This is a genomic window from uncultured Ruminococcus sp. (assembly GCA_902785355.1).
In the GTDB taxonomy this organism is placed as follows: domain Bacteria; phylum Bacillota; class Clostridia; order Oscillospirales; family Acutalibacteraceae; genus Ruminococcoides.
Genome location: CACZYF010000041.1, coordinates 1 through 14615, shown reverse-complemented (window position 1 = coordinate 14615; position 14615 = coordinate 1). Strand labels below are relative to the sequence as shown.

Here is a 14615-nt window from a genome sequence, read left to right as displayed (position 1 = left end):
TTTATATGCCCGCCCAGTTTGTCGCTTCGCGACAACGGGCGATGGCTGATTATACCATATCTCCTTCGGAGTTATGGTATAATAACCGTATAAATCCGGTTATTATACAGATTTATATGCCCGCCCAGTTTGTCGCTGCGCGACAACGGGCGATGGCTGATTATACCATATCTCCTTCGGAGTTATGGTATAATAACCGTATAAATCCGGTTATTATACAAATTTATATGCCCGCCCGATTTGTCAAGCTATGGTATGTTGACCCGCCGTATAAACAGCGAAAGGATGATCTATATGGAACCGAAATTTATTAACCGTTTCAAACGCACATTTGAGGTCGAACAGGAACTGTACAAGTACCTGCACATCACCTCCCCCACCTCGCTCGCCTGTATCATCATACTTATACTCGCAATCGCGGTAAATCTGGCGATGGTTCTGGCGGTAGGGCTTGTATATGCGAACCTCGCGGTATTTGCGATGGGTATCATCGTGCTGTTTGTTCTGCTGCTTCGCTACTATCTGGCTATCCAGGCGGGTAAAAAGCGTTTCGCTGAGGAAACCAATAACAAAGGTGAGATCACGATCACCGAAACACTGACCGACGAACTGCTCATCAGCGATTCAACCGCCCGCGAGGACCCTATCGAGGTACCTTTGTCACATCTCAAAAAACTCTTCTCCACCAAGAATTACCATATGATCCAGACCGACGAGAGGATGATCTATGCATTTAAGAAGGACGCCTTTACCGTCGGTGCGGAGGCGGAGTTCCTTGCCTTTGTCCATCAACAGATCGAGAACAACAAACGCAGAAAGAAATAATCGCGAAAGGATCCTCTATGATCAAGATCACTTTACAACCGTTCGGCGAGATCAGCGGTAAAGAAATCATACGCTATACGATGTGCAACGATAACGGGTTGCGTGTCAGCGTCATTAACTTTGGCTGTTCAATACAGGCGATCCTGGTTCCCGATCACAGCGGGATCCTACGGGACGTCGTGCTCGGCTACGATGACGCCCACGGCTACGCCGCAGGCAGCAGCTTCTTCGGCTCCCTTGTCGGCAGATACGCAAACCGTATCGGCAACGCGCGATTCACACTTAATTCAAAGACCTATGTTCTGGAACAAAACGACGGCGGCAACCATCTGCACGGCGTTTTCGCACGTCGCATATGCGACGGTCGGATCGAGAGCGACAGCGTCGTATTCTCCTTTCTCAGCTCCCCCGAGGAAGAGGGCTTTCCGGGCGCGCTCAGCGTGGAAGTACGTTATCGGCTGACCGAGGATAACGCCGTCATGATCGACTACACCGCAACGACCGACGAAGATACCGTTATCAATTTGACCAACCACACCTACTTCAACCTAAACGGTCAGGACGGCTCCGATGTTTTCGATCACACAATACAGATCAACGCCGACGCCTTCACCGAGATCGGTGACGATAAGCTCCCGACGGGTCGGATCATTTCCGTAGAGGGTACGCCGATGGATTTTCGCCGTGCAAAGAAGATCGGAGCAGATATCTCCCGCGATGACTGTCGGCTGCAGATCGCCTCGGGTTATGACCACAATATGATCCTGAACGGACAGGCGGGAGAGCTCCGGGAGAGCGCCGTTGCAAAGGGCGACCGCTCCGGGATCATCATGCACGTATCGACTACCGAGCCGGGCGCTCAATTCTACACAGGGTCCTACATCGACGAGGATACCGCTCCTTACGGTAAAAACGGCATCCGTTACCCGCGCTACGGCGGCTTTTGTTTTGAAACGCAGCACTATCCCGACTCAGTCAATCACCCCTTATTTCCGTCAACTATCCTGAGAAAAGGCGAAACCTATCGACAAACGACCATATACCGCTTCTCAGTCGAATAACAGACTGCAAATCGACGCGGCCGGATCTATCGTGATCCGGCCGCGTTTGTTGCACTGATTCCTGATAAAAACAAACCCATATTTTTGCACGCCTGAATATTACTAAGTATCATTCGTGTCTGTCCGGGTTTTAGTATTCTATCAAAAGTCGTTGAACATGAAGTCTGCCCAATAATACTGGCTCATATATTCGTTGGCGTAGGCATTTACCGCACCCGCGTCGAGCTCGGCAAAGCGGTAGTAGTCACAGTCGAGCACGGCGGGATTCACCGACAGAGCGTTGTAGCTCTTGTTGATCGCCTTCTCCGCGCCGATCTTCTTGAGGCTCTTAGTCATGCCCGAGATCAGCGTCTGGAGATAGTTCTGCTGCTTCTTATCATACGGCTCGTCCTCAAAGAGTGCCGCCGCGATCTCCCGCGTACTGCAGGAGCTGCCGTGGCGATGCACCAGATAAGCGAAGATCTCCTTCGACTTGCTGCGCTCAAAGTGTACGGGTGTGCCGTCGGGCAGAAATACGTCGAAGTTGCCGAAGCACTGTACCTTCAACAGTGCGTCGTTCTTCGGGATGATCGGGAAGCGCAGATCCTCCAGCTCACGTGCGACCTCCTCCTTTGTGACGGGCTTCATGATATAGCCGCTCGCACGCATATCCATCGCGTCCGCCTTGTACTCCGAGAAGCCGGTGACAAAGATAATATTCATCTTCGGATTGCTCTCTTTGAGCCTTTTCGCCACCTCGACGCCATTCATGCCGCGCATGTGGATATCAAGGAACGCTACGTCGCAGCCGTTCTTCTCCGCTTCCTCAAGCAGATCGTCCTGGTCGTCGAAGGCGAGCACCTCGGCGTCGGGCTTGACCTTCTTTACGCACATTTCGAGCATACGCAGAGCGAGCTCTTCATCATCAAGACACAGTATCTTCATTATGTTGACCCTCCTTCGGGAGGATGACCGTCGCGACAGTCCCTTCCCCTACTGTACTTTCTATCTTTACCTCGCCGCCGCACATCTCTTTGATACGGCGCTTGGTGTTTTCCATACCGACGTGTGAGCGCCCGTCGTCCTTTTGCTCCGCCGACGTGTCGAAACCGACGCCGTCGTCCGAGATGACCACCTCGAAGGCTGTTTCGGTCTCGCGCGTCGCGATCGTGACCGTACCGCCCTGCTTCTTCATACCGACGCCGTGCTTTACGGCGTTCTCGACCAGCGGCTGGATAGAGAGCTGCGGCAAAACGAAATCTGAGGTTTGGATATCATACGCGATATTCAACTTTCTGCCGAAGCGGAGCTTCTCGATATACAGATACTTCTTCAGGTGCTCAAGCTCCTGATCGAAGGGGATCGGCTTGGTCTGCTTGAGCGAGTCCATGTTGCCGCGCAGATACTTGGCAAAAGTCACCGTCGCCTCCTGCGCCGTATCGGGATCGATACTGCACATCATCGCGATCGAGGTCAGCGCGTTATACATAAAGTGCGGCTGTATCTGCGACACCATAACGCTGACCTTCGCCTCATACAGCTCCTTCTGCATCTGCTGATAACGGATGGATTCGAGATACTGCCTGCGTAGGTCGAGCACGAGCTTCACTATCTGATAGATCATGGTGATCGCAAGTCCGAAATGGTAGAAGTGGATCTCCGTGAAATGCGTATAATGATTGATCGCGTCGATCAGGATCGAGAGCGTCAGCGGCGTCCATGACGCAAGGATCACGACCGCTTCCTTATTATACTTCACCTCAGTGAAGAGGAGCACCGTAATAATCAGCGTTCCCAGCGCAGTACACATATAGAGATAAGGTCTGGAGGCGTACAGATCCATCACCTGAGTAAACTGCAGAACGATCGCCGTGATCGTCACGAGGATATATGCGCTCGCAGTCGCGTTGGCGATCGCTCGCGTGAGCGAACCGGTCAGATTCGATTTCAGATAGAACATGATCGAGATGATCAGGCAGTAATGGAGCACGACTTCCGTAAGCATACACACGCCGGGATCGACGATCCACATGTTGAGATACATGCTTGTCCTGTTTCCGATCATGAACATACCCCAGAAGAAGCACAGCACGCCGAACGTGAGGTATTTATGATTGACCTTACCGAGAATGAAGCCGGCGATGGGGAACAGGAACAAGCCGAAAAAGCATACCAGTAAAAACGCTGCGATCGGCGGCATCACATCGTAAAAGAACTGCATATAGTTGCCGTTCGCTTCACTGAACATCACCTTGAAGCAGTCCGAGAAGCTCTGTTCCGCGAAGGGATAGGGGTTCTCGACCTCAAATACGATAGAGAGCTGTTCGAGATCGCCGTAGACATCAGTGTCGATCGTACTCAGATAGATTGTTTCGTTACGGTAACCCGGCGTTTGGGGAAAAGCCAATTGGGTTGTGTTTCCGATCGGATATTCTCTGTCAAAAATCTCTTTATCATAGATCGGATCGTCCGGATTATCGCTCAACTGCTTTACATATTCGCGCAGGGTATCCTTGTCGCGGTATGTCAGCTCAATAATCGGCTTACCGTCAGCTGTCTTAGCCGTGTACCATACATTTTTGGAAGATATCGACATATTGTTGTTATAATATCCCAGCGCGGCGTCGCTCAGCCGTCCCTTAAAGACGATCTTATGGAAGCGGTCATTAATCGGCTTGAAGTTGTCGATCGGCTTCCAGTCACCGCCGTCTACCGAGTATTCTCCCTCGATAAAGGTCGTCTGCGTATCGGTAAGATCGATCCTCAGGTAGTATTGCGCCCCGTAGACGAGCAGTCCGATAAACAGCAGCAGAACAATGATAATACAACCGAACGTCCACTTCTGGCTACCGAGCACCTTTCGCATACTTTCCCCCCCGATGACATTGTAAAAATCTCTTTTTATAATAGTATAAACAGCGGATAAAATCAAGTAAAAGCGATGTATTAAACAGGGTATTTAACCCGTTTATTCGTTTGAGATTGCCACAGCATGAATGCCTCGCAATGACTGTTTATAATAATACTCGTACCGTTCCATTATGGAACGACCCACGGAAAAATTGTAATAATATAAATTTTCTGTGGATTTTTACTGTAAGATATTGTATTATATAGATATCGATCATCAAATCGTGAGGCGTTGCGGCGAACCCGCCCGCTGTGAAAGCGTAAATGATCTTCTATCATTCTTCTGTCATCCAGCCCATCGATCCTAGGGCACGGATATAATTATCTTTTCAGAGAGGTGTAATTATGACAGTATTATTCATTATTCTCGGCATCATGATGATAGCGTGCGGTTTTTCCTGTATGTTTACGCCGCTGCTCACCTTCATGCAGGTTGGCTATTTCGTCGTGATTCTGATGGCCGTCTTCGGTATCGCCGGCATCATCAGAGCCATCGCCGATAAAAAATTCGGCGTCAACTTCGCGTTCAGCATCCTGAGCGTGATCCTGGGCGTCGTCATGATGGCGTTCCCCGAGTCTCTGCTCTTCGCTCAAAGCGTGATGCTGATTATCGAAGCGATCTGGTTCATCGTATTGGGTATCATCACCATCCGCGCGGCAATCATGGTGAAGAAGAGCGGCTCCAAGGTATGGATCGCCGAGCTGATCTTCGGCATCCTCGCGATCCTGATCGGCTGCTACGCTTGCTTCCATCCTATGGTCATGGCGGTATCTATCGGCATTCTGATCGGTATCTCCTTCATCGAGACCGGCTTTACCCTGATCTTCAGCGGTATCGCATCCGATAATTGATCGAATCGACCCGCGATCGTGAGTTTCCGCCGCGTATGTTCAAATACACGGCGGATACTTGATATCATATCAAGTCTTTCATCATCCCCCGAATGCAAAAACCAAAGAGGTATATTATGAAACTAAAGAGTCGTATTCTGCCGTTTTATCGGGCGATACCAAAGCTGCTTACGTTCCAGTTCGTATCGTTTCTGCTGCCGGTAATCTCATATGTCGCTATTGAGCTGAATGCGCCGGTCATCTACCGCGCACAGTTTATAGTCGGTAAGAAGCCGTCGGGAGAGATCAAGGAACAACTGTCAAAGCGTACACCGCTTGAGATCATTCTTCAGAACGTATCCACGCTGATTCAGTAGGAGGTCTTTATGTTTGAAAAAACCACAAAGGGAAACGCCTCCCGCGGAGAGCTGCCTCCGGATAATGCGATCGAAGGCAAAACCACCTTTCTGACCGCCAAAAGAGTTGAGACGATCGTCGCGGTGTTGCTCGGTATCACCACCCTCCTTTCGGCATGGGCTTCATGGATCGGGCATCTGCACGGCGGACTCCAGTCTATCCACTTTACTGAGAGCAATAACACGGCGTCGCAGGGCACCGCGGAGTATAACTTCGGAATGCAGATGTATCTTGCCGACTATATGGCGTGGAACGCCGCAAAGGATTATTACTATGAGCTGGAGCTGGCTAAGACGGACGGTAATCAGGAAAAGATAGACCTGATCAACGAGAAGATCGAGAAATTCAAAACGCAGACCGGCAGCGAAATATTGATTGAAGCGGTTAAGTGGATGGAAGAGAACAACGAAGACAATCCATTTAATATGCCCGGAATGGCGGAAAAATATTTTGAGGCGGCGCAGGGAACGGTCGATCAATCGCAGAAACTGCTCGAAGAAGGAAAGCGTGACAATACAAAGGGCGACTCCTATATGCTTGTGACCGTAATATACTCGTTGACGTTGTTTCTGCTTGGTATCGTCGGCACATTTAAAAATATGCCGAACCGTATCGCTGTCATGTCGATCGCGGTTTTCTGTCTGATCTTTGCGTTCGTTTATATGTGTACGATACCCCTGCCGACGGGCTTTGCACAGATGAATTTCTTCGAATTCAATAAATAAAAGCTACTCAAACCCCCGACTGCTCATTAGCGATCGCGTGATAGGCTGATATTACACTCAACCGAAAAGCAAGCGTTTATCAAAGCGCTTGCTTCAGTCTGTCGAAAAAGTCCAGCTTAGGCTGGGCTTTTTGTTATTAAGGATTAGTATAAGTACCCGCCTATCGCATAACCCGCAGGTCATGAGGAAATATAAGCTACATCAAAAAGACTCAGCAAATGATACAATGCAACATTCGGGCGATTTTGCAACATTTACGTTTTTTGCAACAATCAAACGCTTGCATAAAAACGGGCGCTCGATCTCGGTATAGGAGAAAGAGCGCCTGTTGATTTGTATAATAGTTTCGGGGATCGCTTGAAATCATCAATACAGTATGATACCCGCTGTCTTATCCCTCGCGGGGGCTGAGGAAGTATTTCTTCTGCCATTCCGCCGTTCCGACGACCGCGTCAGCGTCAGTTCCGAGCGCTCTCAGGTCATCTGCCAACTCGGTGATGACATCCGTCAGCTCCAGGTCGCGGATCCATTTTTGGTCAATGGCGCAGAACCCGAGCCATGCGCCGAGGATATTGCCGGCGATCGCACCGGTGGAATCGCTGTCGCCCTTGTGATTGACGGCGGCGATGATACAATCATCGAAGTCGTCCGGGTATCTCAGACAGCAGTACAGCGCGATGGCAAGCGCCTCATCACCGACCCATCCTTCACCGAGCTGATGGATATTGGTGAGATCGGTTTCGTCGTTTTCAGAGAGCACAAGAGCCTTTCTGATGATCGCGACAAGATCGCCGGCGTCGCTGTAATTCTGCTCTATGGCGCAGAGAGCGTCCTCTGTGATCTGTCGCAACGTCCTGTCACCCCGACAGAAAACCGCCTCATGGATGATGTATGCCATCAGAGCTGCGGACAGATATCCGAGCGGATGACCATGGGTCAGCGCAGCTGCTTTCTCAGCGGATTGCGCCGCTTCGAGACCGTCACGATACCCGCTGTAGAGTCCTGCCGGTGCGACACGCATCACACCGCCGCATCCCTTGCTGTTGTTAGGCGCCTTGTCGCTGTTATAGGGATCTCCCTGTGTCAGCTTACCGTGTATCGCGGACAGGCAGGTATTGCCCGGCGCGCGCGGTACGAACAGCTCCGGCACATCCCAGAGCCATGTATAATGCCGGTACTTCCCTCTGAGGTCGAACGGGGTGTTCTGGGTACGGTACCAGTCGCAGTAGGAGGCGGCGATCTCGGCGCAGATATCGGTTTTGTTCCCGGTCAGCCTGTTCTCGGTCACGGCATTGAGGATACCGCAGGCGGTAAACAGCGTCATCTGGGTGTCGTCCGAAATCAGCGCCTTACCGCTTTTGCGATCCTTTTGATATGAGGTGATCCCGCAGTTGCCGTAGCGGTCGAAGATCGAGGCTTCGTCCAGGAACTCGATCGCGTAACCCAGCGCGTCGCCGACAGCGCCGCCGATCAGACAGCCTCTGATGCGATCGCGCAGCGGATCGTCAGCTTCTTCAAAACAGCGTGAGAATGTATGGTAATTGTACTGCTCCGCATCTTTGCAAAGCACGGAAAAGCCGATATGCTTGAACGCGCTGTCGAACCGCTTGATCTCCTCTTTGAACAGCTGCGCGATCAGCTTTGCGTCGTTGCCGAAAGCGCCGCAGCCCCACGCGCCGAGGACGAGGTGGGTATATCCCTCATGTGCGGCGACGCTGAGCATCCCGCGGATCCTGTGCGCCAACATTGCGCGGTATTCGTCGTAGGTCTTTCCCTCCAGTCCGTCGCGGAGATACGGCGCGGCGCAGGTCAGGACGGAAACGACCGCTGTTTCATCCAGCCATTCAGCCTTGCCGTCGCGAACGATCTCAACGTTCGGCGATATGATCATGGCGTCCGAGCCGAGCATGGTGTGCAGAGCGCGGTTATAGCGATAGTAGGACGCTGCATCATCGCTCTCCAGGGAAAGCAGCAGGGAGCTTTGACGACACAGATCCTCTTCCTGTGCTCTTGCGCCGCGGCGCACGCCGCCGCCGATATTGACAGGGTTGGCGTAGTTGAGAACCAATACTCTGTCCCCCGGCGTGAACGTCTCAGGGTCACTGAGCATCTCCCGCGCCATCGTGAAGGAATCCGTGTTCTCACAGGAGATCCTGCACCCCATTCGGATCGGATCATTTGAGGATGTATTATCGGAGCATATATGTTCGACCTCATCGGGCAGATAAACTCGCGCTTCGCGCATACGATAGGGATCGGTTTTCAGCGATACGATCCTGCCCTGATTAAGATAATATCCCGCGTTCAACGCTTCGAGAGTGTTCCTGAGGATGGTGATATTCGGGTTTTCGTCGCTCTCCAGCAGGGCGATCGCCTTCTTGTATTTTTCGACGCGTTCGAGATCCTCCTTTGTGACCTTGTTCAGGCGGGTAAGGTCGCTGTTATGCTTCAAATCAGCCAGTTTGACCTTTTTCGCGAGCGGATTTTCCTTAAGACGATTCACATACTCAAGATACGGTACGTTTTTATCATGCGTCATCAGCGCGATCGCCTCGATCACGGTTTCGGGGAATCCCTCGCGGCGTAAATCATTAAGTGATATTCCGGCGTCCTCGACGACGTCGTGCAGCAGAGCTACGCATACCGCGTAGGGGTCCTCCATCTGTTCCGCCAGATGGAAGGGATGATAAACATAGGGCATCCCGCTTTTATCAAGTTGTTTTTGATGCGCCTTAAATGATATCTTCAGCGCTTTTTTAGTCAGTGATGTATAAATCATTTTTAGAATTCCTTTAGGGTTCAATCAGCTGTTTTTTCTCTATCCAGTCGGAACGCGACAGAACGCTTGAGATATTCAAGATACTGTTCGTCGCGGCACATAGACTTTTCGGGATTGTCAGAGAGCTTTGCGACGGGTCTGCCATTGACATACTGGAGCTTGATAACGATGTTCAGCGCTTTCTCGCAGGTATCATTGGAGCAGAAGGTGCCGATACCGAAGCTGACCTTGGCGCGATCCTTGAAATGATTGTACAGCGCCTGGGCGCGGTCAAAATCGAGGCTGTCGGAGAACAGCAGCAGCTTGGTCTTGGGATCGACGCCGTAGCTCTCATAGTGGCGTATGATCTTTTCCCGGTTCCATATTTTTCCTCCGTTCAATCTATCGCCGTGCCGAGCCCGGGATTGAAGGCGGACATCAGCACGCCGATGACTCTGTCCTTTCCCAGCGCTTCTACGCATAACGCGGCGACGATCGAGCTATCCTTACCGCCCGAGATACCCGGCACGGCGTTACAGCCCTTTCCGTTTTCTTCAAAGAAGTCGCGGATCCATTTTACACATTCGTTCTTGATTTTTCAGCGTTAAACATCATGTTATCTCACTTTACCTCTATCTGACAGCTTCTCATGGTCTCGAGAGCCGCCTCGTGTTTTTCGGGCGTGACACCCGCACAGCAGGAGGAATCTACGCAAATAGGAGACTCACAGAAGATCGCTTTCAAGAGCAGCGCGTTAGATACCACGCAGATATCGGTGCAAAGACCGATCAGCTCGATATCACACGGCTCTCCGTCACAGGCTTGCATGACCAGTCCGGGGAGCTGTGCCGCACCAAACGTGACCTTCTCCACAGGAGTATAGCCCTTCTTTTCCAGAGCGGCGGCAACATTCTCATCGAGCTGCCAGCCCGGTGTTCCCTTGATGCAGTGGGGCACGGGGAGATTCCTACCCTCCATGGTCTGCATATAATTCTCGCCGTGCGTATCAAAGGTCGCGAAGATCTCGCCGTCAAAGCTCTCGATCTTTTTCACGACCTCGGGGACGATCGCTACAGCCTCTTTGGTGCCGAGAGCGCCGTCTACGAAGTCCTTTTGCATGTCGACTACGATTAAAAAGTGTTTCATGAGCAGTTCCTTTCTTCTGTTGATACAGACAGAGTTTATTTGCGTTTATACAGTTTTGCGGGACGATGCCCCGCGCCTTCGGTATATTCGTCGGTCTCTGTCACCAGACCGGAGACCTTTCGGCGGAAATTGGCGGAAAGCACCGAGATGTTCATCACGGCTTCCTGGACGTTCTGCAGTTCCGTGAGCGTGAATTTTTCGGGCAGGAAATCGAAAATGAATTCAAAATCTTTTACGCCGTTTCGCAGCGCTGTCAGCGCCCTTGCGATAATCGCCGCATGATCAAAGGCGAGTCCGCCGCTGTCGCGGATAACAAATGCGGTGATGCCGAAGCGGCTTTTTTCCTCATACAATTCGGCGCTGAGAACAACGTCGTCATGACTGAGCCGCAGGAGATATTCCCCTGTTTCATTCTGCTCAAAGCTGACGTCGAACCACTGGGCGTCGGCGGCGTCGTCACCCGATCGCTGGGTCTCCTCCGTGTTGCCGATCACGCTGACAAAAGCGTTAGAGATGATCCAGCCGCGGGGATCGCGCCCCGGCTCGCTGAACATTCCGATCGACATGAGTGACGCCGGTACGACAGAGGTCTCTTCCTCGACCTCTCTGAGTGCGCAGTCCTCGATCGTCTCTCCCGGAGAGAGGAATCCTCCCGGCAGCGCCCAACAATCCTTGTAGGGATGACCGCCGCGGCGGATCAGCAGCAGAGACAGGACACTGTGCGAATCCTTGCGGAAGTTATCCGACTTCTTCGATCGCAGCTTGAAAACGACGATGTCGGCGGTCACCGAAGGGCGAGGATAATCATCCATTGAATAGGTTTCTAAAAATTTTTCTTCTTCTTGCAAAGAGAATCACCTCGATCAGTTAATCTCAAAATGATAATATCATGTGAGAATTGACTTGTCAAGATAGGCTGCCGGGGTACTTTTTGATCTATATGACCAGATTTCCCTTATTGCAACAGATCCCGATCTCCACGGCAGCGCCGGAGTTGAATTCGATATAGTCCTGCTCCATTCCGTCGCTGAAGATCACGCCGTTATACGCCATTTGCGAGGCGATCTTCAGCGGAGCGTTCCGACTGACTATTCCGAACACCAGATCCACGCCGGTGGTTCTGCTCGGATAGGGTTCGCGAACGGTATAGTACAGGTAGTCGGACTCCCATGTGAAAGCGCTGTCGATACGCGGTTGTTCTCTTACGCCGCAGAAGCGGTCGATGCCGCTTGCTCCGGCAAGGATGCTTTTCAGCCATCCTGTCGCCCCCAGTCCCGTCGATACGATGATCCCGCTGGAGCTCTGCTGTTCACTTTCTGAGCCGGCGGTCAGCGTATAGCGTGCCGACGCGTGGGTGCGCTGACCGATGAAGATATCATTGACGCCGATGAGGGTCTGGCCGTTGTTGAGGGTCGCTTGTGCCATGGTGATATTTCTGACGCGTCTGATTCCGCTGTCGGTTTCCGGTACGATTTTCTCAAGATCCGGGGCGGTAAACGGCAGCAGTACGCCGTCCCAGCGCGCGGGATCGGGATTGATGCCGATGAGCTTCTGGGTGCTGAGGTATTTGAGCGAGTTGGCGACCAATCCGTCGCGACCGATCACAACGACCAGATCCTTTTCTCCGAAGAGGAATCCCGGGACAAATTCCCGGTCTATGATCTGTAATCTTCCGTAACTCTCCAGATAGGATACGGCACACCGGACTGCATCGTGATAGGTTCGATCCTCGATGAGGTAATCTTCGAAGTCCCCGCCGTAATGCTCGATGTAGAATTGCGCCTGACCGACGGTGTTATAGCGCTTGATCAGATCCTCAAGCCTTGTTTTCTGTGTGATCAATACGATCTTTCTATCGGTTAAGCGTTTCATATATTACCCTCGTTTCTTATAGTTTAGCGGTCAGGCTTTCAAGCAAATCGGGCGTGATATTCAGTGTGCCGATCTTTTCGCTGTTGGCGGCGAGCTTCTCGAACGCGGCTGCGATCATCCGCTCGGGTTCCATGTTCAGTGTTGCCAGCGCGACCAACACCTCGGGGCTCAGACGGTTATACGCGTCCATCACGGCTCCGATGCGATAGGCTTCGGCGTCCGCGTCCTTCTTCGCGTTTTCCAGCCGCATCTCGGCGAGTTCCTTGCGCTTGCGCTCGATCTCGATCTGCGCGTCGATCCTCATCTGTTCACGCTCTGCGTTCGCGACGGTCTCGATCCGCGCCTGTTCGGTTTGAGCGTTGATGCGGATACGTTCGAGTTCGTTTTCTTTCTCGAGGATCATCCGCTTGGTCGCGATCTCTGTCTCACGGATCTGCTTCTTCTTTTCTTCAACGGAGATCTCGGTATTCAGTTCGTTTTCCTTGACCTTTCTCTCCTGCTCGATCGAGGCGTTTCGGCGCTCATACAGCGCGTCGTCGCTTTCTTTCTGGATCTCCTCGCGGGTGCGCGCTTCTAGCGCGCGATGGGTCTCGTTGTTGGCGCTGATTCTGAGGATGGAGAAGCCTGTTACCTCTACCCCCAACAAACGAACTTCTTCGATCGACTTGAGCTCTTCGAATATCTCACCTGCAAAGGTTCTTTCTGCCTGAATCGCCTGCGTCAATCCGATGGCGCTGACGCGGTTTTTGATGAGGACGTCGACGATATTGATGATGCGTTTGGAGAGCTTCTTGAGCGGTTCGTCATAGTATTTTTTGGTTCTGAGATCGGCGGTGAAATTCAGCATCTCCGCAATTTTTTCATAGTCGGTAACGCGATATGCCAGCTGACCCTGCACCGTCACATTCTGAAAATCCTCAGTCTGCTCCTCAAAGATGAAGTCGGTATCCATCACGGAGACCGGTACTACCGCGACAGAGGTACTTTTGTCAAAGTAATAAAAGGACAGACCTCTGCCGGCAGCTATCTGTTTACCCTTTTTATAGCGGATCACATACTCGTTCGGTAGGAATTTGATATACATATTATACCTCCTGATTATTACGGTTGGATAAAAATCGTTTGTGTTCAATCTGTAAGCAGTAGTGTTGATAATAATCCGAAAGGGCGCCCAATGAATTATTTCACTATGATAATATCATAATGTTATTATCATGTCAATACTTTTCAAAAGATTTTTTCAATTCATCTGTTTTCAGCAAAATACCCGTCTATAGCGTAAACCCGGAGGCCGTGAGGATATAAGCTGCGGCATAAAGAAGGGGCTGTCGCAAAACGAGAAGTTTTTGCGGCAGCCTTAGCTTTCGAGAATAAATAGTATTTATAAGCTGTTTATAATATCATCTGTTAAAACAATGATAAGACAAACGTTACTTCAAAAGGCAAACGATAGTAAAAAAAAGCCCCGCAGAAAAGGTCATAATCGATAAGTGACGGCCTTTCCAACGGGGCTGAAATTGTTTGCGTTTTTCAGGAAGTGCTTATAAAGCCAAAAGAGCAAAAAATAAGTTGGCACCGAGGGGTGTCAACTTATTGTGGCAAAAAACTCACTAAATGATACAATACAACATTCGAGCAAAAATGCAACATTTTAAGTATTTTGCAACATCCGCTTGTTTTTGCAACATTTACAATTTTTTGCAACAATCAAACGATTGCCCTAGGCGTAATTGAGTAGTGATGAGGAATAGGAGCAGTGATATTAACTGTATCAGATTTGGTAAAACCAGATGGCGACCGGAATCTCGGAGAAATCATTATATAAATATGAATATGTTCACAAAATGTTTACGTAAGAATTAGCACTCTCCTCTTGACAGTGCTAAAAAGCGGTGCTATAATCATAATCGAACAGAGGAATGAAGATCGAATAGATGACCTCCATCCCCTTGCTCAGGTAACAAACAAAAAGATTGCAGTATCAAAGGAGGCATGACTTATGTTACCGAGTATTTTTGGAGAGAGTTTGTTTGATGACTGGATGGGCTTCCCGTTCAGAAGCTTTGAATCCGATGTGGATCGCAAGCTGTA

The 14615-nt window shown here is 50.8% G+C and carries 15 protein-coding genes; 6 read left to right on the top strand and 9 right to left on the bottom strand.

Annotated features, from left to right (window positions below):
* From R2I50_RS08930 to R2I50_RS08920, 3 genes are all read left to right on the top strand, one after another.
* Window positions 1–314: hypothetical protein (locus R2I50_RS08930; RefSeq protein ID WP_316608802.1), on the top strand; the 314-nt coding region annotated here is incomplete at its 5' end.
* A complete protein-coding gene (locus R2I50_RS08925) occupies window positions 295–825 on the top strand; it encodes a hypothetical protein (protein ID WP_316608801.1) in 531 nt (176 codons plus the stop codon). The genes R2I50_RS08930 and R2I50_RS08925, both read left to right, overlap by 20 nt.
* A 17-nt stretch (window positions 826–842) precedes the next feature.
* Complete coding sequence (locus R2I50_RS08920) at window positions 843–1886, top strand: aldose epimerase family protein (RefSeq protein ID WP_316608800.1); 1044 nt, start codon at window positions 843–845, stop codon at window positions 1884–1886.
* Between the two features lie 141 nt (window positions 1887–2027).
* Here the strand turns inward: R2I50_RS08920 and R2I50_RS08915 are convergent, their stop codons facing one another.
* Both R2I50_RS08915 and R2I50_RS08910 read right to left on the bottom strand, forming a co-directional pair.
* On the bottom strand, window positions 2028–2810 hold the full coding sequence (locus tag R2I50_RS08915; protein WP_316608799.1) for a response regulator: 783 nt from the start codon (window positions 2808–2810) through the stop codon (window positions 2028–2030).
* Complete coding sequence (locus tag R2I50_RS08910) at window positions 2791–4731, bottom strand: histidine kinase (RefSeq protein ID WP_316608798.1); 1941 nt, start codon at window positions 4729–4731, stop codon at window positions 2791–2793. The genes R2I50_RS08915 and R2I50_RS08910 overlap by 20 nt, the downstream gene beginning before the upstream one ends.
* A gap of 389 nt (window positions 4732–5120) precedes the next feature.
* On the opposite strand from R2I50_RS08910, the gene R2I50_RS08905 reads away from it, so the two are divergent.
* The 3 genes from R2I50_RS08905 to R2I50_RS08895 all read left to right on the top strand — a co-directional run bounded on the left by R2I50_RS08905 (window position 5121) and on the right by R2I50_RS08895 (window position 6748).
* On the top strand, window positions 5121–5627 hold the full coding sequence (locus R2I50_RS08905) for a DUF308 domain-containing protein (RefSeq protein WP_316608797.1): 507 nt from the start codon (window positions 5121–5123) through the stop codon (window positions 5625–5627).
* A gap of 116 nt (window positions 5628–5743) precedes the next feature.
* Window positions 5744–5983: a hypothetical protein gene (locus R2I50_RS08900; RefSeq protein WP_316608796.1), complete on the top strand. Its 240-nt coding sequence runs from the start codon at window positions 5744–5746 to the stop codon at window positions 5981–5983.
* Window positions 5984–5992: 9 nt separating this feature from the next.
* Window positions 5993–6748 (top strand): hypothetical protein, encoded by a 756-nt coding sequence (locus tag R2I50_RS08895; RefSeq protein WP_316608795.1) that lies wholly within the window; start codon window positions 5993–5995, stop codon window positions 6746–6748.
* A 391-nt stretch (window positions 6749–7139) separates the two neighbouring features.
* Here the strand turns inward: R2I50_RS08895 and R2I50_RS08890 are convergent, their stop codons facing one another.
* From R2I50_RS08890 to R2I50_RS08860, 7 genes are all read right to left on the bottom strand, one after another.
* Window positions 7140–9527 (bottom strand): TIGR02452 family protein, encoded by a 2388-nt coding sequence (locus R2I50_RS08890; protein ID WP_316608794.1) that lies wholly within the window; start codon window positions 9525–9527, stop codon window positions 7140–7142.
* Window positions 9528–9547: 20 nt separating this feature from the next.
* A complete protein-coding gene (locus R2I50_RS08885; RefSeq protein WP_316608793.1) occupies window positions 9548–9907 on the bottom strand; it encodes a hypothetical protein in 360 nt (119 codons plus the stop codon).
* The gene (locus tag R2I50_RS08880; RefSeq protein WP_399552878.1) at window positions 9904–10101 is read right to left on the bottom strand and encodes a hypothetical protein; all 198 of its coding nucleotides are present in this window, start codon (window positions 10099–10101) and stop codon (window positions 9904–9906) included. Before R2I50_RS08880 ends, R2I50_RS08885 begins: the two co-directional genes overlap by 4 nt.
* 26 nt (window positions 10102–10127) lie before the next feature.
* Window positions 10128–10652 carry an isochorismatase family cysteine hydrolase gene (locus R2I50_RS08875; protein ID WP_316608792.1) on the bottom strand — a complete coding sequence of 175 codons (525 nt, stop codon included), beginning with the start codon at window positions 10650–10652 and terminating at the stop codon, window positions 10128–10130.
* A 35-nt stretch (window positions 10653–10687) separates the two neighbouring features.
* A complete protein-coding gene (locus tag R2I50_RS08870; protein ID WP_316608791.1) occupies window positions 10688–11464 on the bottom strand; it encodes an NrtR DNA-binding winged helix domain-containing protein in 777 nt (258 codons plus the stop codon).
* A 124-nt stretch (window positions 11465–11588) separates the two neighbouring features.
* Window positions 11589–12524: a sugar kinase gene (locus tag R2I50_RS08865; RefSeq protein ID WP_316608790.1), complete on the bottom strand. Its 936-nt coding sequence runs from the start codon at window positions 12522–12524 to the stop codon at window positions 11589–11591.
* Between the two features lie 16 nt (window positions 12525–12540).
* Complete coding sequence (locus R2I50_RS08860; protein ID WP_316608789.1) at window positions 12541–13608, bottom strand: SPFH domain-containing protein; 1068 nt, start codon at window positions 13606–13608, stop codon at window positions 12541–12543.
* Between the last annotated feature and the right edge of the window lie 1007 nt (window positions 13609–14615).

What these genes read in the sequence shown, in the direction of transcription:
- R2I50_RS08910 (WP_316608798.1), bottom strand. Translation starts at nt 4,731, where the DNA reads ATGCGAAAGGTGCTCGGTAGCCAGAAGTGGACGTTCGGTTGTATTATC.
- R2I50_RS08925 (WP_316608801.1), top strand. Translation starts at nt 295, where the DNA reads ATGGAACCGAAATTTATTAACCGTTTCAAACGCACATTTGAGGTCGAA.
- R2I50_RS08865 (WP_316608790.1), bottom strand. Translation starts at nt 12,524, where the DNA reads ATGAAACGCTTAACCGATAGAAAGATCGTATTGATCACACAGAAAACA.
- R2I50_RS08870 (WP_316608791.1), bottom strand. Translation starts at nt 11,464, where the DNA reads ATGGATGATTATCCTCGCCCTTCGGTGACCGCCGACATCGTCGTTTTC.
- R2I50_RS08895 (WP_316608795.1), top strand. Translation starts at nt 5,993, where the DNA reads ATGTTTGAAAAAACCACAAAGGGAAACGCCTCCCGCGGAGAGCTGCCT.
- R2I50_RS08920 (WP_316608800.1), top strand. Translation starts at nt 843, where the DNA reads ATGATCAAGATCACTTTACAACCGTTCGGCGAGATCAGCGGTAAAGAA.
- R2I50_RS08900 (WP_316608796.1), top strand. Translation starts at nt 5,744, where the DNA reads ATGAAACTAAAGAGTCGTATTCTGCCGTTTTATCGGGCGATACCAAAG.
- R2I50_RS08875 (WP_316608792.1), bottom strand. Translation starts at nt 10,652, where the DNA reads ATGAAACACTTTTTAATCGTAGTCGACATGCAAAAGGACTTCGTAGAC.
- R2I50_RS08905 (WP_316608797.1), top strand. Translation starts at nt 5,121, where the DNA reads ATGACAGTATTATTCATTATTCTCGGCATCATGATGATAGCGTGCGGT.
- R2I50_RS08860 (WP_316608789.1), bottom strand. Translation starts at nt 13,608, where the DNA reads ATGTATATCAAATTCCTACCGAACGAGTATGTGATCCGCTATAAAAAG.
- R2I50_RS08915 (WP_316608799.1), bottom strand. Translation starts at nt 2,810, where the DNA reads ATGAAGATACTGTGTCTTGATGATGAAGAGCTCGCTCTGCGTATGCTC.
- R2I50_RS08890 (WP_316608794.1), bottom strand. Translation starts at nt 9,527, where the DNA reads ATGATTTATACATCACTGACTAAAAAAGCGCTGAAGATATCATTTAAG.